The 20,538-nt window shown below is 46.9% G+C and carries 14 protein-coding genes; 8 read left to right on the forward strand and 6 right to left on the reverse strand.

Annotated features, from left to right (window positions below):
• Positions 1–111: 111 nt before the first annotated feature.
• Positions 112–1,668 (reverse strand): nitric oxide reductase transcriptional regulator NorR, encoded by a 1,557-nt coding sequence (norR, locus tag HG547_RS05040; protein ID WP_169547183.1) that lies wholly within the window; start codon positions 1,666–1,668, stop codon positions 112–114.
• A gap of 188 nt (positions 1,669–1,856) precedes the next feature.
• Positions 1,857–4,142: a nitric-oxide reductase large subunit gene (locus HG547_RS05045; RefSeq protein ID WP_169547184.1), complete on the reverse strand. Its 2,286-nt coding sequence runs from the start codon at positions 4,140–4,142 to the stop codon at positions 1,857–1,859.
• Positions 4,143–4,762: 620 nt separating this feature from the next.
• Here HG547_RS05045 and HG547_RS05050 point away from each other — a divergent pair.
• The gene (locus HG547_RS05050) at positions 4,763–6,487 is read left to right on the forward strand and encodes a potassium/proton antiporter (protein WP_037421709.1); all 1,725 of its coding nucleotides are present in this window, start codon (positions 4,763–4,765) and stop codon (positions 6,485–6,487) included.
• A gap of 152 nt (positions 6,488–6,639) precedes the next feature.
• On the opposite strand, the gene HG547_RS05055 is transcribed toward HG547_RS05050, so the two are convergent.
• On the reverse strand, positions 6,640–7,566 hold the full coding sequence (locus HG547_RS05055) for an LpxL/LpxP family Kdo(2)-lipid IV(A) lauroyl/palmitoleoyl acyltransferase (protein ID WP_037421862.1): 927 nt from the start codon (positions 7,564–7,566) through the stop codon (positions 6,640–6,642).
• A gap of 102 nt (positions 7,567–7,668) precedes the next feature.
• On the opposite strand from HG547_RS05055, the gene hldE reads away from it, so the two are divergent.
• The 3 genes from hldE (at position 7,669) to HG547_RS05070 (ending at position 10,556) form a co-directional block, all read left to right on the forward strand.
• Positions 7,669–9,099 (forward strand): bifunctional D-glycero-beta-D-manno-heptose-7-phosphate kinase/D-glycero-beta-D-manno-heptose 1-phosphate adenylyltransferase HldE, encoded by a 1,431-nt coding sequence (hldE, locus tag HG547_RS05060; protein WP_069454345.1) that lies wholly within the window; start codon positions 7,669–7,671, stop codon positions 9,097–9,099.
• The gene (locus tag HG547_RS05065) at positions 9,096–9,923 is read left to right on the forward strand and encodes a hypothetical protein (protein WP_169547185.1); all 828 of its coding nucleotides are present in this window, start codon (positions 9,096–9,098) and stop codon (positions 9,921–9,923) included. Before hldE ends, HG547_RS05065 begins: the two co-directional genes overlap by 4 nt.
• Positions 9,924–10,076: 153 nt before the next feature.
• A complete protein-coding gene (locus HG547_RS05070; protein WP_037421701.1) occupies positions 10,077–10,556 on the forward strand; it encodes a TetR family transcriptional regulator in 480 nt (159 codons plus the stop codon).
• 78 nt (positions 10,557–10,634) lie between these two features.
• On the opposite strand, the gene HG547_RS05075 is transcribed toward HG547_RS05070, so the two are convergent.
• The 3 genes from HG547_RS05075 to HG547_RS05085 all read right to left on the reverse strand — a co-directional run bounded on the left by HG547_RS05075 (position 10,635) and on the right by HG547_RS05085 (position 14,208).
• The gene (locus HG547_RS05075; RefSeq protein WP_169547186.1) at positions 10,635–11,030 is read right to left on the reverse strand and encodes a hypothetical protein; all 396 of its coding nucleotides are present in this window, start codon (positions 11,028–11,030) and stop codon (positions 10,635–10,637) included.
• A 155-nt stretch (positions 11,031–11,185) separates the two neighbouring features.
• On the reverse strand, positions 11,186–12,670 hold the full coding sequence (pntB, locus tag HG547_RS05080; RefSeq protein WP_037421695.1) for a Re/Si-specific NAD(P)(+) transhydrogenase subunit beta: 1,485 nt from the start codon (positions 12,668–12,670) through the stop codon (positions 11,186–11,188).
• Between the two features lie 11 nt (positions 12,671–12,681).
• Positions 12,682–14,208, reverse strand: coding sequence for a Re/Si-specific NAD(P)(+) transhydrogenase subunit alpha (locus HG547_RS05085; protein WP_169547187.1), 1,527 nt, complete (start codon positions 14,206–14,208; stop codon positions 12,682–12,684).
• A gap of 416 nt (positions 14,209–14,624) precedes the next feature.
• Here HG547_RS05085 and HG547_RS05090 point away from each other — a divergent pair, with 416 nt between their 5' ends.
• From HG547_RS05090 to mtgA, 4 genes are all read left to right on the forward strand, one after another.
• Positions 14,625–16,445 carry an assimilatory sulfite reductase (NADPH) flavoprotein subunit gene (locus HG547_RS05090; RefSeq protein ID WP_169547188.1) on the forward strand — a complete coding sequence of 607 codons (1,821 nt, stop codon included), beginning with the start codon at positions 14,625–14,627 and terminating at the stop codon, positions 16,443–16,445.
• A 74-nt stretch (positions 16,446–16,519) separates the two neighbouring features.
• Complete coding sequence (gene cysI / locus HG547_RS05095; protein ID WP_169547189.1) at positions 16,520–18,217, forward strand: assimilatory sulfite reductase (NADPH) hemoprotein subunit; 1,698 nt, start codon at positions 16,520–16,522, stop codon at positions 18,215–18,217.
• Entirely contained in the window at positions 18,210–19,007 is a 798-nt protein-coding gene (locus HG547_RS05100; RefSeq protein WP_169547190.1) for a phosphoadenylyl-sulfate reductase, read from the forward strand. The genes cysI and HG547_RS05100 overlap by 8 nt, the downstream gene beginning before the upstream one ends.
• A 674-nt stretch (positions 19,008–19,681) precedes the next feature.
• A complete protein-coding gene (gene mtgA / locus HG547_RS05105) occupies positions 19,682–20,458 on the forward strand; it encodes a monofunctional biosynthetic peptidoglycan transglycosylase (RefSeq protein ID WP_169547191.1) in 777 nt (258 codons plus the stop codon).
• Positions 20,459–20,538: the final 80 nt, after the last annotated feature.

The raw sequence follows: 20,538 nt of genomic DNA on the forward strand, positions 1-20,538 counted from the left end.
AAATCGGGCGGCAAATTGTAATACACAATGCACTGGCGCGCGAAGCTCGCATCCTTCCTTATTTTGGATATTATTTCAACTGAAATATGGTTCATAAAGCGTATTTATTGCTTATTTTAGCTTTAAACGTTTTGCGAGCCGATGCAGATTACCTGGGTCAACTCCTAATGTCCTTGCCGTGGCAGCCCAATTGCCAGTATGTGTGGTAAAGACTTGTTTGATGTAGTTGCGCTGAAATGTGTCGGTTGCTAGGGATAAGCTAACAAACTCTTGCTGGATTTGCGTTGCATTGCTCAACGGCGTAATTGCCAATGAACTCATTTTTGAGGTGTTAAGTGTAACAGGTAAATCGAAATGTTGTGGCGCAATGGTGCAGCAGCCGTCCCGTGCGGTTACGCGTGCTAGAACCGTCGCCCTATGGATAGCGTGTTCTAGTTCGCGTACATTACCCGGCCAAGTATATTGATTGAGCAAGAGTAGGCTACTGTTGCTGAAATTAAGTTGTTTCATCCCGAGTTTTTGCCTGTAGCGTTCAGCAAAGAATCCACTCAGAAGTGTGATGTCCTGTTCGCGCTCCCGTAAGGGCGGAACCAGTATCGGAAATACACTTAACCTATGGTAAAGGTCTGCCCTAAAACGACCTGCAAGCACTTCTGTTTTAAGATCTTTATTGGTTGCGGCTATGATGCGGACATCGACTTTTAGGCTGCGATCATCACCTACCTTTTGTATGTCGCCATATTGTAAGACCCGCAATAACTTGGCCTGGAGTGTGAGGGGCAGTTCGCCAATCTCGTCTAGAAAGAGTGTCCCTTTGTCGGCCATTTCAAATTTGCCACTGCGATGGCTAATTGCACCTGTAAACGCACCTTTGATATGACCAAAGAGTTCGCTTTCGGCAACCGATTCGGGGAGTGCTGCACAATTTAGATAGACCAATGGTTTACTGGATCTTGCAGATTTTTGATGTATCGCCTGGGCGACTAACTCCTTGCCTGTACCAGTCTCGCCCAAGATCAGCACATTCAGATCGCTATGGGCTACGACTTCAATCTCTCGGTTTAAACTTTGCATTAAGGGCGAATGGCCAATGATTTCGGCATTCTGACTCAGGTTAGGGCTATTTTCTTGTGCATGGGTTGAATGGCTGTTTAGGGCCATACGTTCAAGTTTTTCAACCAGTAAAGCATTGCTTAAAGATGCTGCGGCAATGGCACTTAAACTGCGTAGCTCGGCATTGCTGAATTGATCAAATTGCAGAGGATTAAAGGCATCGATAGTTACGGCCCCGATAAGCTGTTCATCGGCAAATAACGGTAGTCCAATACAGGCATGCACTTTTAATGCGCCTGTTTGATTGGGGATTAAACCATCGTAAGGGTCTGCAAGTTCGCTGTCAGCTGGGAAGCGCACTATATCCCCCGCACGGGCAATAGCCTCAAGCCTTGGGTGCTCATTAAGGATAAAACGTCTGCCTAGTACGTCATCATTCAAACCATCGATGGCGAGTGGGGTAAAATACTGACCATGAAACGTGAGTAGCGCAGCGGCATCACAGTGTAAGTTTTCTCTAACGGTGTTGAGCAGCCGTGAGAATCGGTCTCTATGGGCTAAACCTGAGGTGATATCGAGGGCGATACGGGTAAGATCGGTTTGACTAAGGGCCATAAAAACTCCAGCAGCTAGATTACCCTGATTTATACCATTGATTGTTATATTGACACATGTAGTTTAAACACGACTAACAGCAAAATGCATGCAGGAATGACTCTCCGTAACGTAGCTGCTAGAGATTAGGCAACCAAGGTGCCAGCAATGGCACCTTGGTATGGGACTAACCGTTATTTAGTCTCGTGTTAGTGGTCTGGTAGTAATTGCTCCCCTTGTAACTTTGCAGGTTTATTCAGGGCCTTTCTAATTAAGTCAAATAAGAAGGTGCCCATCAATAATCCGCCGATACTGAAGATGATATCCCCAAACATACGCATCCATACCAGTCTTTCAACCAGCGGACTATGAATGACCTCTGGTGAGCGCGCATACCAATAGCCATGGTCGATGACCGCAAAAAACTGCGTAATCCCTACAGGTAATAGTGACATAAACACCATAGCCGCTAGGCCAATATTGAGGCTCCAGAAGGCGCCTTTGAGCATTTTGTCATTCCACTGCATATTGCCAGTTAGACCGCGCAGACAGAAAAGCATTAGTCCCATGCCGAGCATGCCATAAACCCCCATAAAGGCAGCGTGACCGTGGGTGGCAGTGGTATTTAACCCTTGAATGTAATAGAGCGAGATTGGTGGATTGATTAAGAAGCCCAGCATACCGGCACCGACCAAGTTCCAAAACGCGGTAGCCACAAAGAACATAATCGCCCAGTGATAACGCTGCATCCATGGACTGGCTTTACGCAAGCGGTAGGTTTCCATTGCTTCAAAACCTATGATGGCTAAAGGCACCACTTCTAAGGCCGAGAAAATTGCGCCCCAGGCGATAACCGAGGTTGGTGTGCCAGTAAAATAGAGGTGGTGTAAAGTGCCGATTAAACCACCGGTTAAGAAGATTACTGTTGTAAACAAGACCGCACCGTTGGCGCTACGGCCACGGATTAAGCCCAAACGTACCAGCATTAAGGCGATAACGGCAGTCGCAAAGGTTTCGAAGAAGCCCTCAACCCACAGATGTACTACCCACCAACGCCAGTATTCTGCAATCGCTAAGTTGGAGTGTTTGCCCATAAAGAGGCCGGCGCCATAGAACAAACCAATTGCGACGCAGGAGGCATAGAGTACCCAAATAACAGGGCGCATCTCGCCTTGAACTTTGAGGGCGGGTTTGATGGCGGCGGTGACTAGGGCGAGCCAAATCAATAATCCAACGAGGAGTAAGATTTGCCATACTCGACCCAGATCTATGTATTCATATCCTTGATGGCCAAAGAGAAAGTTCATATCGAGATCAAAATACTGCTGTACCCCAATCCATTCGCCCGCCATTGAACCGAGCACAACCACCACTAAGGCTACCCAGAGTACGTTAACGCCTATTCGTTGATATTTGGGTTCATGGCCCGATAATGCAGGAGCAATATACAGTCCTGTACCTAACCAAGCCGTGGCGATCCAAAATACGGCTAATTGGGTGTGCCAAGTACGCGTTACTGAATAGGGGAGTATTTCCGCAATAGGTAAACCATAAAACTCTTGGCCTTCTACCGCATAGTGAGCGGTAATACCTCCGAGTAAAATTTGCAGTAAAAAGAGACCTATCGCCGTAATGAAGTATTTGCCGACGGCTTTTTGTGAAGCGGTTGGTTTAGTGAAAAACAGCGGGTCTTGTTCCGACGGCTTAGGCAGACTTTCGTGCTTACCGCTGGCATGGTGCCATAGCAATCCACCAATACCCGCTATCAGGGTCACGATACTGAGTATCGACCAGACAATATTATCCGAGGTGGGAGTATTGCCTAATTGAGGATCGAACGGCCAGTTATTAGTGTATGTATAGGGTGCATCTGGGCGTTCAGTGATGGCAGCCCAAGCCCCCCAAAACAGGAACGCATTAAGTTGTTCACGGCGTGTAACATCGGGCACTGTGCCCTCTTTCATGGCGTATTGTTCGCGTAGTGAACTGAGTTTAGGGTCATCACCAAACAAGGATAAATAGTGTTGATTAACCGTGCGAATTGCTTCTACTCGTGTGGTCGATAGCCTAATAAGCTGAGTGCCATCGATCTGTTGTTCAACACTGTTATGGCGTAAATCATCCCTTAATGCTTGTTCAAGCCCCGCTTTTTCTTGGGAACCTAGTTGCTCGAAAGGCGTTTGATATTGTTGCTTGGCGCGCAGGTCGAGCCAAGCTTGGGCTTCTATGTGTAACCAGTCTGCGGTCCAATCGGGGGCGACATAGGAGCCATGTCCCCAAATCGAACCGAGTTGATGGCCGCCCATTGATCGCCATACTAATTGACCTTGTTCTATATCATTTTCACTAAAGATAACTTGGCCATTCACATCGACAAATGCACTGGGAATGGGTGGTTTTTCTCGATAAATTTCACTGCCTACGCTCAGTAGTACAGTAAATGAGGCAATCAACACTAATAATAGTGCGATAGCGGTGAGTTTTTGTTTGCTCATAAATCCCCTTAATCCAACGTCATTTTGATACCTGTAATTTGCTATTGCGCAATATGTGCCAAGTATTTTTGTTATTGAAAATAAAGGAAAAAAAATTAATTTAAATTCTTAGCAGTGTCTTTTTGATAGCAATAAAGTTTGTCACAATGACATTAATTGTCTTTATGACAGTCATTGGTGGGCCAATGTTGATAACACAATGAACTATTCAATTTAATGTGGTCTTTCAAGGTATTGCGGCGATAAATATAGTTAGGTGTGTGTTTTTATCGATATAGTGTCTTTTTAGATGGTTACCGATATTTTTTTGATTAAAAATGGAAAGTTTGTGTCGGATTTATTTTTTAAAGAACTTGATAAATATAAGCTTTATTTTATTTATGCTTATGGTTTGATGTTCTGGTTGTATTTGTCTTTTTATGTGTTTTTATCTGAAAATTAGCCTAAAGTTGCTGTTGATGATTATTTTAGTGTAGATGATTGAAATTTAATATTTAAAACTCCAATAATCTGCATTTTTTATGCTAGTATAGAAACACTGAAATTTTTAATTGAGTCATTTTTAATCTAGGTGTTTTTGCTATCGTTTAGCTGAGCCAGCAGCATTTAAGGAGGCATGTGTGGATGCAGATTCCATCAATAGTTTTTTTCTGATCGGTGCCTTACTTACTGCCGTGAGTGTTTTGCTTAGTCCCATGTCATCCCGTCTTGGGATTCCTATCTTATTAATTTTCCTCGCCGTAGGTATTCTTGCTGGTGAAGATGGTCCCGGCGGTATTCTCTTCGATGATTATTCAACCGCTTATCTTGTCAGTAACTTAGCCTTAGCCATTATTTTGCTCGATGGCGGTATGCGCACTCGGGTCGCGAGCTTCAGGGTCGCACTGTGGCCTGCGTTATCCTTGGCAACCTTTGGGGTGGCGATCACCACCAGTATCACAGGCATTATGGCTGCGTGGCTATTTGACTTACATTGGCTACAAGGTTTGCTTGTGGGAGCGATTGTCGGCTCTACCGATGCGGCGGCGGTATTCTCACTGTTAAAGGGACGCAGCCTTAATGAGCGGGTTGGAGCAACGCTGGAAATCGAATCGGGTAGTAACGACCCTATGGCGGTATTTTTAACTGTCACCTTGATTGCCATTCTCGGCAATGTCGATGCCGAGCTCTCTGCAAGCTTTATGCTGATTAGCTTTATTAAACAATTTGGGCTGGGAATTTTATTAGGCTTGGGTGGTGGCTGGCTGCTATGGAAATTGGTGAACTTAAGTCAACTCGCTGAAGGTCTATATTCGATTCTCGTGCTCAGTGGCGGCCTTATTATTTACGCTGCATCGAACAAGCTAGGTGGCAGTGGCATTCTGTCGATTTACTTAGTTGGCCTATTCCTCGGTAATAAGCCAACTCGTGGACGTCATGCGATATTAAACGTATTGGATGGAATGACTTGGGTGAGTCAAATCGGCATGTTTCTCGTCTTGGGACTACTCCTAACCCCCTCGGATCTATTAGATATTTGGCTGCCGGGCTTAGCACTGGCCTTTGGGATGATCCTGTTTGCCAGACCTTTAGCGGTATGGCTAAGTTTGCTGCCCTTTAAGAGTTTTAGCAGCCGTGACCGCTGGTTTATCTCTTGGGTCGGGCTTCGTGGTGCCGTGCCGATTATTTTAGCGGTATTCCCAATGATGGCTGGGCTTCCTGGGGCACAATTGTATTTTAACTTGGCCTTTTTTGTGGTGTTAGTCTCTCTGCTAGTCCAAGGGGCGTCACTCACTACGGCTGCACGCTTAGCAAAGGTAGAATTGCCCCCAAAGCCTTTGCCCGTTTCGCGTTCGGGGGTTGAAATTTACCCGAGCAGCGAATGGGAAGTGTTTGTCTATCGTTTGAGTGAAAGTAAGTGGTGTATTGGTGAACCGCTAAAACGCTTAGCAATGCCCGATGGTACTCGTATTGCGGCAGTATTTCGCAATAATAGGTTATTGCATCCTTCGGGAAGTACGTGCTTAGAGGCGGGTGATATTCTGTGCGTACTCGGGCAGGAAAAGAGCCTTGAAGCATTGAGTAACCTCTTTAGCCAAGCCCCTGAAACCAAGGAGGTTCCACGTTTCTTTGGTGACTTCTTTATCGATACCGAGGTTAAATTGGCGGATCTTGCACCTATCTATGGCTTAACATTAGACGATGAAACCGGCGGCATGACTGTAGCTGATTTAGTTGCTTTAGAGCTAGGTGCGCATCCAGTACTTGGGGACCAGTTTCAATGGCAATCACTCCATTGGGTCGTTGCGGGACTCTATGAAGGCAAAGTCACCAATGTGGGTATTCGCTTACCGGCGGAGGCTTAATCTGGTTTAAGTGTTGTGCTTAACTACCATGTTTAAGCGCTTAGAGCCCTACAAGATGCCTTAGGCAGAAAGATATAAACAAAATGCCAAGCGATTGCTTGGCATTTTGTATTCTCTTTTAAGCGATTATCTCGATGTGATTAACCAAAAGCTTACTTATATAAGGACTTATCCGTTGGATCCGGGCGCGTCTTAAAGCGGCGATGGAGCCACATATATTGAGCACGATTTTTATCGATAATCTGTTCAATAATTTTGTTACCACGGATGGCATCGGCGACTTCGTCTTCACCTGGGAAATTATCTAATGGAGGCATGATTTCAATCCGGTAGCCCGTATCTCCTTCTGTGCGCTCAACAAAGAAGGGTAATACCTTGGCCTTACCTAACTTTGCCAGCGTGGTTGCGCCAGTAATAGTGGCGGCATCGGGCACGGCATAGAAGGGAATAAACACAGCACTGGAGCGGCCAAAGTCTTGGTCAGCGGTATACCAAATCACATCGGGGTTACGTAAACAACGCACCATCTGGCGTAGATCGCGTTTCGGCACTAAGGCTTTATTCGAACGTAATCGACCTTTCACTTGCAGGTATTCCATCACGGGATTGTTATGTGGGCGGTACACCCCAACACCGGGTTGGAATTGACCAAAAATACGCGCGCCCATTTCCAGCGGTAGGCAATGTACTGCAAACAGGATGACGCCATGACCAGCATTTAAGGTGTCTTGAACGTACTCTTTGCCAGTGATCTGCATATGTTGTTGGATTTTTTCATCGGACCACCACCAGGCATTGATGGTATCGAAAATCGCTTTACCCGTTTCTTCAAAGTTACGGGTGAGGAGCGCTTCTCGCTCGGCCTCTGGCATATCCGGGAAGCAGAGGGTTAAATTTCGGCGCGCGGTATGGGTTCGACTGGCCGCAAGTGCCTTGACTAATCGACCCATGCCTTTGCCTAATTTCATCTGCCATGATAGAGGCAACACTTGGGTAATCCGCATCACTAACACCCCAAACCACATGGGCCAGTGTTTCGGATGATATAAAGATGATGAAAATTCAGCTTTCTCGACCACAAAAATACTCACTACTTTTGAAAATTACTGCTTATTCTAACTCATCTTTTGCTGAAAATTAGGTACAATCACGGTTTAATTTCTGCAACTGATAAGAGCGCTATGAAGGTTTCTCTGCCAGCATTTGAAAAAGCCAAAGTGTTAGTCGTCGGCGATGTGATGTTAGATCGCTACTGGGTTGGGCCTACGGGACGTATTTCCCCCGAGGCGCCAGTGCCCGTGGTGAAGATTAACCAAGTCGAAGATAGACCGGGCGGGGCGGCTAACGTGGCGCTAAATATTGCGACCTTAGGTGGCCAAGTGCAATTGGCGGGCTTAGTCGGTGAGGATGATACGGCTAAAGCGTTAACGCTTGGCGTACAAGCACTTGGGGTTGAACCACAATGGTTGAAAATTGCCGATAAACCGACCATTACCAAGCTTAGGGTGTTATCGCGCAATCAACAGCTTATTCGCCTCGACTTTGAAGAGTCCTTCGATAAGCAGGACAGTGCGCGCTTACTTAAGCAGTCTGAGGCCTTACTCGATTCGGTCGATGTGGTCGTGCTATCAGATTATGCGAAGGGTGCTATCGATAAGCCGCAGGATTTTATCGCGCTGGCTCGTTCCAAAGGCGTAAAAGTACTGGTTGACCCTAAGGGTTCCGATTTTAGCCGTTACCATGGCGCCTCGCTCATCACACCGAATATGAGTGAATTTGAGGCCGTGGTTGGCGCGGTAACCTCTGAAGCAGATCTACTCGAAAAGGCTCGCGGATTACTGAACAAGTACCAGTTCGACGCTATCTTAGTCACCCGCTCTGAAAAGGGCATGACTTTAGTGACGGCCAATGCCCCTGAATTACACATCCCAACAGTCGCCCGTGAGGTGTATGACGTAACAGGCGCTGGTGATACTGTGATTTCAGCTTTAGCAACGTCTTTAGCCGCGGGTGCTGAGTTACCGCAAGCCTGTGCGATTGCCAATACTGCCGCTGGCGTTGTAGTGGGTAAACTGGGTACTTCTACGGTTTCTCGTATTGAGTTGATTGAGGCCCTAGCACTGCATCACGGTGAGTCTGGTTTTGGGGTGGTGAGTGAAGATCAACTTGCTTACGCTCTAGAACAAGCCAAATTACGTGGCGAGAGAGTGGTGATGACCAACGGTTGCTTCGATATTCTGCACGCGGGGCACGTCAGTTACCTCAAGCAAGCCAAAGCCTTAGGCGACAGATTGATCGTGGCAGTGAATGACGATGCCTCAGTCAAACGCTTAAAAGGCGAAGGTCGCCCAGTTAATCAAGTGGATAGACGTATGGCGGTGTTGGCAGGATTAGCAGCCGTCGATTGGGTGGTGCCTTTTAGTGAAGATACACCACAACGGATCATCGCCAGATTACTACCGGATCTTTTAGTGAAAGGTGGTGATTATAAGGTTGAAGATATTGCGGGTGGCGCCGAGGTCATTGCTGCGGGCGGCCAAGTGCAAGTGTTGGGATTTGAAGACGGCATCTCTACTACGGCGATTATCCAAAATATCATGGCAAAACAGTGAGTTTAATTGCACTGACTCTGATATCAAGCTTAACTTGGGTGCCTATTGCCGATAAGCAGGCGTTACTTTGTCCTTTAGCGCAATTGAGTCTGTGTCTGGCAACATTTCCACCTCAGGTTCGTGAACAGCTCCCCCACAGCGAGGCTCAGTTTAAAACAGAGCTTGGGCTTCGCAGTGCCATGGTATTACCTGTTGAAGATAGTCATTTCTCCGGCCTAATACTCGTCAATGAGCAAGAAACACCAGAGATCCAACTGGCCAATATTGATGGTATTACCTACCAATTAGATCTAAAAGAACAAGCACAATTAACCCTTTGGCATGAACTAGGCCACCTTGAAAACTTGGCGTTGCAGGGGAGTTTATTACCTAAGGAATTAACACCTTATCAGCATGAATGGTTAGCGGATCTGTATCTCATCTGGTGTATTGCCAATGCTAAAGGCAATTTTGATTTAGCTTGGCAGCAGTATCATCGGCGCAACCTAGCGGCGCTTACAAGTTCGCAATATATGTCACACTGGACGACACCAATGATGATACAGGTGTTAAATAAATATCAGGTCACTCAAATCGTTCAATATACTCACTATCGTGATTTTGTAGCCGATTTTTATCCTCAAATGGTACAAATTGAACCGCAGGTTTTGCGTGAATATTCGAGTTTAATACAACGAACTTTTAGTGATACCGTGCTACAACCCCTGCCAGAATACCTGTTTTGGCGTAAATCCGATCTTGGGCGTTATTTAACGCCTACCCTAACATTGTTAATGGGGGAACAAAAAGCACACGACTGGTTAGTACAAAATTCAATGTTATAAATATGTAAATAAAAGCGATGAAATCCTCCGTTTAAAACTGAACCCTAGCTGAACAAAAGTGAAATACACTTGTTTCACGTTTTTAAACAGCAGTAATCCCTGAAAGGCTTTGGTAAGCTCTATCCCACAAAAAGAACAGTGGGAGACTTTATTATGGCTAAGCGCTCGCGAGTACAGACTGAGCAAACCATCAATCAGATTATGGATGAAGCGTTAAGACAAATTTTGACTATTGGCTTTGAGACTATGTCTTATACCACGTTATCTGAAGCAACGGGGATTAGCCGCACAGGTATTAGTCACCACTTTCCGCGGAAGAACGACTTTTTAATTCGCTTAGACAGCCGTATTGGCAATCTTTTTGTTGCTGCGCTCGACTTCTCTAGCCAAGAAGCGCTAGAAACCTCTTGGATGCAAGCGATGCAAGAAGAGCATTACCGCGCAGTGTTAAGATTATTCTTCAGCCTTTGCGGCGGCACCAATAATGAAATCACTCTGTTTAGAGCGGTAAGCACTGCACGTCAGCAAGCCATTGCAGAATTAGGATTAGTGGGCGATCGTACCATCAATCATTTACTCGGCCGTACAGCTGTGATGTTGTTATCTAATTTTGATATTGCTAAAGCGGCATAATCAAAAATGAATTGCTATCAAAAGGAGCCTTGTGGCTCCTTTTGGCTTTTAGGGGCGAGACTTTTAGCTTTTAAGGTGTCAGTTAAGGAGTGAAGGTGGAGCAGTATCCGCTAGCTTTAGCTTTAGCTTTTGCTGGCTAAGGTAAACGCCAATCGCCATAAAGGTAAGGGCGGCTGCAATGAGTGCGCAGAGTGCATGGTGGAATACCAAATGACTGATTAAAAAGGCCGGAATATCCTCTAGGCTATCGATCAGGAAGAGTTTTACAATAAGGCCTAGATACAGCAGCAGATGTAATATCGCCCCACTGATAAAAAGCCGTCTAAATTTTTTGACCAGTAGGTCCGCAAGATTAATGTGGTAAAAACGGCAAAAAAGATAACCCCCAACGCCGATACCAATTGATATCCAACCCAGCCCTAATAACGACGTTTTGATTAATATTGCCGACAGCATAAATAATCCAAGCAGCATGATATCTCCTTTTACCTGAAGCGATAAACTGCGCAGAGACTAGCTGAGCAGGCTTAAAAGTATGTGAAGCCTAGCGCAATAAAACCCTCTAAAAAGCAAAGGGAGCCAACGGCTCCCTTTGAGTTTTGTATCGAGTGATTCAGTGCTTAAACGGATTACAGCGCTTTTAAAATCGCTTCAACACTGGCCTTAGCATCGCCGAACAACATTTGGGTATTGTCTTTGAAGAACAGAGGGTTTTGTACACCCGCATAACCCGTGTTCATTGAGCGTTTAAAGCCAATCACGTTTTGCGCTTTCCATACTTCGAGCACTGGCATGCCCGCAATTGGGCTGCCCGGGTCTTCCATCGCCGCAGGGTTGACTGTGTCGTTCGCGCCAATCACCAGCACTACGTCTGTATCGCTAAAGTCTTCGTTGATTTCGTCCATTTCAAGCACGATATCGTAGGGAACTTTAGCTTCGGCCAAGAGTACGTTCATATGGCCAGGTAAACGACCTGCTACCGGATGAATACCAAAGCGCACTTTTACGCCGCGGTCACGCAGTTTTTGGGTGATTTCAGCCACAGGATATTGCGCCTGTGCCACTGCCATACCATAGCCAGGGGTGATGATAACGGAAGAGGCATTTTTCAGCATATCCGCCACATCTTCGGCGTTGGTTTCGCGGTATTCGCCCATTTCTTCATCACCAGAGGAGGCCACACCATCGGTACCAAATCCACCTGCGATAACCGAAATAAACGAGCGGTTCATCGCCTTACACATGATGTAAGACAGAATCGCACCCGATGAGCCCACGAGCGCACCTGTCACGATCAGCAGATCGTTTGACAACATAAAGCCCGCTGCTGCCGCTGCCCAACCTGAGTAGGAGTTCAGCATTGAAACCACAACCGGCATATCCGCACCACCGATAGAAGCCACTAAGTGCCAGCCAAAGGCGAAGGCAATAAGTGTCATCAACAGTAGGGCTGGCATAGTGCCACCGGTTTGCACGAAGTACACTAACAGGCCAAGTGATACCAATACCGCAGCGAGGTTTAGCTTATGGCGATGTGGCAACATCAACGGTTTAGATGAAATTAATCCGCGTAATTTACCAAATGCGACGATAGAACCGGTAAAGGTTACCGCGCCGATAAAGATCCCGAGGAAGACTTCCACTAAGTGAATGTTGAGCATAGCGCCAGTCATATGCGCGTTTTCAGCCGCTTTTGCCGCTTCGCTCAGCGCATTCTGCACGGCTGCGAGAGTGGAGTTCATATCCCCGCCCACGGCCACAACCACTTGTGATACTTGTTCTGGGTGTAAGTCGATAAAGCTGTTAAAGCCCACTAACACCGCGGCCATACCCACAAAACTGTGGAGCACCGCGACGAGCTCAGGCATTTCCGTCATTTCGACTTTCAGTGCTAAACGCACGCCGATGGCACCACCAATCACCATGGCGACAATAATCCAGGCGACACCGCTGGTGTCTGGATTAAAAATGGTCGCCAGTAGGGCGATGGCCATACCTGTAATACCAAATAAATTGCCGTGTTTGGCCGTTTCTTGTTTCGACAATCCAGCGAGACTGAAGATAAAAAGCACGGCGGCAATGATGTAAGCTGCTGTTACCAGTCCTTGAGACACGTTATACCCCCTTAATCCTTACGGAACATCTTCAGCATGCGCTGAGTGACGGTAAAACCGCCGAAGATGTTAATACTGGCGATCAGCACGGCGATAAACGCCAGCACAGTGACCAAGGTTGAGCCTTGACCAATTTGCAGCAAAGCGCCGACCACGATAATGCCTGAAATTGCGTTAGTCACAGACATCAAAGGCGTATGCAGTGAGTGGGACACGTTCCACACCACGTAATAGCCCACCACGCAGGACAGGATAAATACCGTAAAGTGGGATAAAAACTCGGCTGGTGCGACTGAGGCTACGGCGGCAAAGCCGGCAGCGCCAAGGGCGGCGAGAATATACTTGAGTTTTGAAGGCGCTTTGGCTTGAGCGGATTTCACTTCCACCTTAGCGGTAGGTTTCGCTGGGGCTGCTGACACCGAAATGGGTGGCGGCGGGAAGGTGACTTGGCCTTCTTTCACCACAGTCATATTGCGCATGACCACATCATCGAAGTTGATGCTGGCAATACCGTTTTTCTCTTTACACATTAACTTCATCAGGTTGACTAAGTTAGTGCCGTAAAGTTGAGACGATTGCGCGGGCAAGCGGCCGGGAAGATCGGTAAAGCCGATGACTTTTACGCCATTCTCGGTAACGAATAGCTCGCCTGGCTGGGTGTACTCACAGTTACCGCCCGCTTGTGCTGCCATATCGACAATCACAGAGCCGCTTTTCATGCTATCGACCATGGCTTTGGTGATGAGCTTAGGCGCTGGTCGCCCTGGGATCAGCGCGGTGGTGATGATGATATCGACTTCTTTGGCTTGTTCGGCAAACAATGCCATTTCAGCGGCGATAAACTCATCTGACATGGTTTTTGCGTAACCGTCCGATGAGCTGCCATCTTCATTGGTGAAGTCCAGCTTAAGGAACTGGCCACCCATGGATTCGATTTGCTCGGCCACTTCTAAGCGCGTGTCGAAGGCGCGAACGATGGCACCTAAAGAACCTGCGGTACCAATGGCCGCAAGACCGGCTACACCGGCACCAATCACTAGCACTTTGGCAGGTGGCACTTTGCCCGCTGCGGTAATTTGCCCAGTAAAGAAACGGCCAAAGTGGTGCGCTGCTTCAACAACGGCGCGATAACCGCCGATATTGGCCATAGAGGAGAGAGCATCGAGGGATTGGGCACGGGAAATACGTGGCACCATGTCCATCGCCATCACATTGATGTTGCGTTTAGACAGTTTCTCGACCAACTCAGCATTTTGAGCGGGCCAGATAAAGCTGATTAAGGTCGCGCCTTCTTTAATTTGCGCAATTTCAGCATCGGTCGGTGCATTGACTTTAAAAATCAGATCCGCTTGCCAAACCTCTATCGTGATCTTCGCGCCTGCGGCTTCAAAAGCGGCATCGTCAAAGCTAGACAGTAAGCCAGCATTGGCCTCAACAACAACTTCAAAGCCGAGCTTTTTAAGCTGTTCGACGGTGGCAGGGGTCGCGGCGACCCGAGTCTCACCGACGAGACTCTCTCTCGGTATTCCAATCTGCATGATTACTCCCTGGTGGTTTATATAATCGTTCCGCCTGAGTGCTTCCTCTGAGCTAAACCTAGGTAGGGCTAGGTCGCGTAAGAATGAACTCGTGTATTCAATTTTGGCAGTTAGCGCATTCAATCTTGGTATGAAATTTGTGCATTAAAACAAACTTCTTAGCGAGCAACAAAGGTCACTGTACAGCAGGCTCCTCACCATTGTGGCAATACTTTGGTTTGACACAAGCGCATATTGCTCAAGCTAGTGGTTTCTGCACTGGTCGTATCAAAAAGTTTTAACCAGTGCACACTTTTGTAGCTTAATTTTTGCACTTTGTATATTCCAAAATGGAATTAAAAATCAAATATTATTCTTTTTTGCTTTTCTAAAACCACGTTACTCTGCTGAGCATTACACTGTCATAGGGCCGTTTCATGTTGTTAAAAGAACTTTCATCACTGGCTTCACCCCTGTCGCAATCACAGGTCGATAAGCTGAAACAACTCACCGCGGAATTAAATGCCGTGCAACTTGCTTGGGTGAGTGGTTATTTAGCCGCAACAGCCAATGCGGGAGGGAATCAAGCCCAGCTAGTGCCAGTGTCTGATACACAGGCAGCGCAGACTGTAACCATTCTCTATGGCAGCCAAACAGGCAATGGTCGTGGCATTGCCAAAGCCTTGGCCGAAAAGGCTAAAGCACAGGGCTATAGCGTGAATTTAGCCTCCATGGGTGAATACAATGTGCGCCAGCTCAAGCAAGAAACTTTGTTATTGCTGGTGGTTAGTACCCATGGTGAAGGTGAAGCGCCGGATGATGCGATTGAATTACATAAGTTTTTAGCATCAAAACGCGCACCTCAATTAAACAACTTACATTACTCAGTGTTGGCTTTGGGTGATTCGAGCTATGAGTTCTTCTGCCAAACTGGTAAAGACTTTGATGCGCGGCTTTCGGCATTAGGCGCTAAAGCCTTATTGCCGTTGGTTGAGTGTGATGTGGACTATGAGGCTGCGGCCGGACAGTGGCACGCCGATGTGCTTACTGCGGTTAAGCCACTCATTCAAACCACGGCTAATGTGGTGGCACTGAATGAAATTAATTCAACTTCGGCGCAAGTTGCCAGCGAGGGCGAATTTACTAAGCAAAACCCTTACAGTGCCGAAGTGTTGGTGAGCCAAAAGATCACCGGACGCGGTTCAGACAGAGATGTGCGCCACGTTGAAATTGATTTAGGTGAATCAGGCTTACGCTATGAAGTCGGTGATGCGCTTGGGGTGTGGTTTAGCAATAGCGAAACTTTAGTCGATGAGATTTTGGCGGGCTTAGGGTTAGCGGCCGATGCCAAGGTGACTGTCGCTAATGAGTCAATCAGCCTCAAGCAAGCCTTGATCGAGAAGAAAGAACTGACGCAGTTGTATCCTGGTTTAGTCAAAACTTGGGCCGAGTTGTCCGCAAGTCCTGAGCTACTTGCTATTAGCGAAGATAAAGAGCAGGTTCGTCAGTTTATCTTACATCATCAGTTTGCAGACTTAGTGGCTAATTACAAGCTCAAGCCTGACGCTAATCTCGATGCAAACAAGTTAGTGGAATTATTACGCCCATTAACGCCAAGACTCTACTCCATCGCCTCGAGCCAGAGTGAGGTTGATACGGAAGTGCATTTAACCGTGGCATTGGTGGAAGATGAACATCAAGGGCAAACGCGTTTTGGCGGTGCTTCTCACTTCTTAGCCTCGGCGCAGGAAGGCGCCGAAGTAAAAGTGTATGTTGAACCGAATAAGCATTTCCGTTTACCTGAAGATCCACAAACGCCGGTCATCATGATTGGTCCTGGCACCGGGGTTGCGCCGTTTCGCGCCTTTATGCAGGAGCGCGTGGCACAAGGCGCTGAGGGCGATAACTGGTTATTCTTCGGCAACCCGCATTTTGAGCAGGACTTCCTGTATCAAACTGAGTGGCAACAGTATCTGAAAAACGGCGATTTAACCCGTATCGATGTGGCATTTTCACGGGATCAAGCCCATAAGATTTACGTGCAGCACCGCATTAAAGAGCAGGGGCAAGCCCTGTGGCAATGGCTGCAAAACGGCGCGCATCTTTATATTTGTGGTGATGCCGAGCGTATGGCTAAAGACGTACACCAAGCCTTATTAGCGGTTGCGGTGGAGTTTGGCGGACTGTCGAGCGAGGCGGCGGAAGAATATTTCGAGACCCTGCGCAGTCATAAACGTTACCAAAAAGACGTGTACTAATTAATCGATCCCAAAGATAGAGAGCAGTATCCACGGAGATACTGCCGCCGACCGAATTTTAAGAGGCAGTTGCCATGAGTGAGCAAAAATTAGCGTTAAACGAATACCTAAAGACCGACAGTGATTACCTGCGAGGGACCATCAAAGAAGGTTTAGATTCTTCTGTGACTGGCAGTTTCAGTGACGGCGATCAGCAGCTGATCAAATTTCATGGCTTCTACCAGCAGGATGACCGCGATTTACGTAACGAACGTAAAGAGCAAAAACTCGAACCTTTATATAGTTTTATGTTGCGCGCCCGTGTACCCGGCGGTATTTGTTCTCCGCAGCAATGGTTAGGCGTAGACAAAATTGCTTCGACGCTCACCAGCTCGAACAGTATTCGTTTGACGACCCGTCAAACCTTCCAATACCACGGTATTCCAAAGCGTAATCTTAAGACCATTATTCAAGGTTTGGACCGTGAGGCACTCGACTCTATCGCCGCCTGTGGTGACGTTAACCGTAACGTGATGTGTAACCCGAATCCGGTCGAATCTAAACTGCATGCGCAGGCCTATGAAGTCGCGAAAAAGCTGTCTGATCACCTGCTGCCGCACACTCGTGCCTACGCCGAGATTTGGTTAGATGAAGAGAAGTTACTGACCACAGAAGACGAAACCGTTGAACCTGTATACGGCAAAACCTACTTGCCACGTAAATTTAAAATGGCCGTTGCCGTACCGCCGGATAACGATGTTGATGTATACACTAACGATTTAGGCTTTATTGCCGTGGCTGAAAATGGCGAATTAGTCGGTTTTAACCTGACCGCCGGTGGCGGCATGGGCTCGACCCACGGAGAGGTAGAAACCTTCCCACGCTTAGCCGATGACTTTGGTTTTATTAAAACCGAAGATGTGATGAAGTTTGCCGAAGCTGTGATGACGGTGCAGCGTGACTGGGGTAATCGTACCAACCGTAAGCGTTCACGCCTGAAATACACCATCGTTGACCATGGCTATGAGAAGTTTAAAGCCGAAGTGGAAGCCCGTGCCGGCGTTAAATTTGAGCCTAAGCGCGATGTAGTGATTGGCGATCGCGGCGATCGTTACGGCTGGGTCGAAGGTGTGGATGGTAAATGGCATTTAACCCTGTTTATCGAAAGCGGCCGTATTAAAGATATGCCTGGCAAAAGTTTGCAAACCGGCATGCGTGAAATCGCTAAGATCCACAAGGGTGATTTCCGTATGACCTCAAACCAGAATATGATTATCGCGGGTGTGGCGCCTGAGGATAAAGCGACCATCGAAGGGCTTGCCCGTAAATATGGTTTACTCGGCCAAGTGCTGACTCAAACACGCGGTCATTCGATTGCCTGTGTGGCCTTGCCAACCTGCCCATTGGCGATGGCGGAAGCTGAGCGTTATTTCCCTGAGTTTATCGACCATATCGATGCGCTGCAGGCTAAAAATGGCATTAGCGATCAAGCCATTGTGGTGCGCATGACCGGCTGTCCAAACGGTTGCGCCCGCCCATTTGCCGCCGAAATTGGCTTAGTGGGTAAGGCGCCGGGTCGCTACAACCTGTATCTCGGGGCGAATTTTGAAGGCACTCGACTGAATAAGATGTACAGAGAGAATATCCAAGAGGCTGAAATTCTTGCTGAATTGGATGGATTATTTGCCCGCTACGCGATTGAGCGAAATGCAGGTGAAACCTTTGGTAACTTCACTGTCCGCGTGGGCGTGGTGAAGGCGGTTATTGATGCCGCTAAGGATTTTCATGGTTGATCTTGATTCTGGGGTGACGGGTTCCGGCTTACCGAACGCGTTGCAGAGTGTGGTAAGTAGCAGCGAATTGACGGCGCTGCTAACGGCGCCTAAGAGCGTTCAGCAAGCAGAACTTGAACGCATTAATCGTTTCTTAGCTGGCTTGACGGCTCAAGAGCGAGTGCTCTGGGGCTTAGCCTATTTGCCCGGTAATCACGCGCTGTCATCCAGTTTTGGGATCCAAGCGGCGGTGATGCTGCATATGGTGAGTCAGGTGCAATCGGATATTCCGGTGATCTTAACGGATACTGGCTATTTATTTCCCGAGACGTATCAGTTTATTGACCAGCTTACCGAGCGTTTATCCTTAAATCTTAAGGTTTACCAAGCACCTATTACCTCGGCATGGCAGGAGGCGCGCTTTGGCCAATTGTGGGAACAAGGGGTAGAGGGTCTTGAACGTTATAATCGGCTGAATAAGGTGGAGCCAATGCAGCGCGCCTTGGCCGAGCTTGAAGTTGGAACTTGGTTTGCTGGACTACGCCGCAGCCAGTCGAGCACTCGCGAAGAGTTACCGATATTGGCTATCCATGGTTCTCGCTTCAAGTTGCTGCCGATTATCGAATGGTCGAATAAAGATGTGCATCTGTATCTGACGCAATTTGACTTGCCTTATCATCCTTTATGGGAACAAGGTTATGTTTCTGTTGGGGATACTCATTCGAGCAAACCCTTAGAATTAGGGATGACAGAGGAAGAAACGCGCTTTAATGGCTTAAAACGTGAGTGCGGTTTGCATTACGAAATATAGCCAATTGTTTGATTCTATAGAAAAATGCCACAGTATTTCCTGTGGCATTTTTTATGTTATGTTCCGACTATTGCTTTTTGCTTATTTTTAAAGTGGTTTAGCCATTAGAATATTTTGCCTGTCATTGTGGCGTCATCAAAATGAGATAAAGTTTATTTTCATATGGTTAGCTAATGTGACTTTGTGATAGTCAAAAAAATTGTACATTTTTACTCACAGAGTTATGCACATTAGAATGTTCTGAGCTATATTTCAAAGTTCCCGTAGATGGTTTTGAGGGAGTTTACTGCGCAGATACGGATTAGTCGGTATTTTGCCAAGTTAAGTTGTTGAATATCGCTATTTATGGGCTTAGTTTGCTGTGTAGCGATATAACGAGACGGAAAACGGTAGATATTCCAAGAGACCTTACTCGCTGCCGCGAGTATCCAGCAGTTTGATTGGCTTGCTAGCGCTTGTTAATCAGTCATTTTCACCTCGGTCAGCTGTAGTCAAAGCTGCCGAGGTTGAATCCAGTTTTTCACACCATTAATTGTTTTACTTCATTAATTCAGTTCGGTTTTGTGTTGTTTATGACTTACTATCATCGGTTTACACTTTACTATTCTCTTGTAAGTAGTAAATCCCTTAGACTATCAGTAAGTCTGAATGGTGCGATTGATGAGGATAATTAAATGACCGCCCCCTTGTATGCCATGCGCGATCATGTCAATCGTCCCCAAGTTAATCTTCCAACTCCAAAGCCTAAGATGTCTGGTGTTAAGCGTGTATTTACTTGGTTAGCCAAATTGGTTTTGGGCTTATTTTTCGCCTCTATTTTAAGTGTTGTGCTACTTCGTTTTATTGATCCTCCTATGTGGAGTTGGCGAATAGAGCGTGCGTTGTTTCCGCCTGCACCGATTACTGAGGTTAGGCATCAATGGCGCTCGCTTGAGCAAGTTTCCCCTGAGCTACAATTAGCAGTGATTGCCGCAGAAGATCAAAAGTTTGCTGGTCACAGTGGTTTTGATTTAGACGCGATTAGTTCGGCCATCGAATACAATCAAAAGGGAAAAAAGGTTCGCGGAGCCAGTACCTTAAGTCAACAAACGGCAAAAAACCTTTTTATGTGGTCGAGCCGTAGTTTTATTCGTAAGGGAATTGAAGCTTGGTTTACCCTGTTAATGGAACTGATTTGGGATAAGGCACGAATTTTGGAGGTGTACCTTAATATTGTTGAATTTGGCCCGGGGATATATGGCGCTGAAGCGGCATCTAAACATTATTTTGGCAAGAGTGCAGCGAAATTAACCCGCTATGAGGCTTCATTATTGGCTGCAGTTTTACCTAATCCTTGGCGTTATAAAGTCTCACCACCTTCCTCCTATGTTGAGCAACGTTCCGCATGGATCCGCAAGCAAATGCGTCAGTTAGGTAATGTAACGCTCAAAAAAGTTAACGAGGCACAATAAATTTACGATTGTGGTTTTGTTGTTAAATTGTAATTATGCATCTTTGATGAGTATTAGGCGTTCGAATGAGCCAAGGAATA

Source organism: Shewanella sp. DNRA4 (genome assembly GCF_012843185.1).
GTDB classification, from domain to species: Bacteria; Pseudomonadota; Gammaproteobacteria; order Enterobacterales; family Shewanellaceae; genus Shewanella; species Shewanella xiamenensis.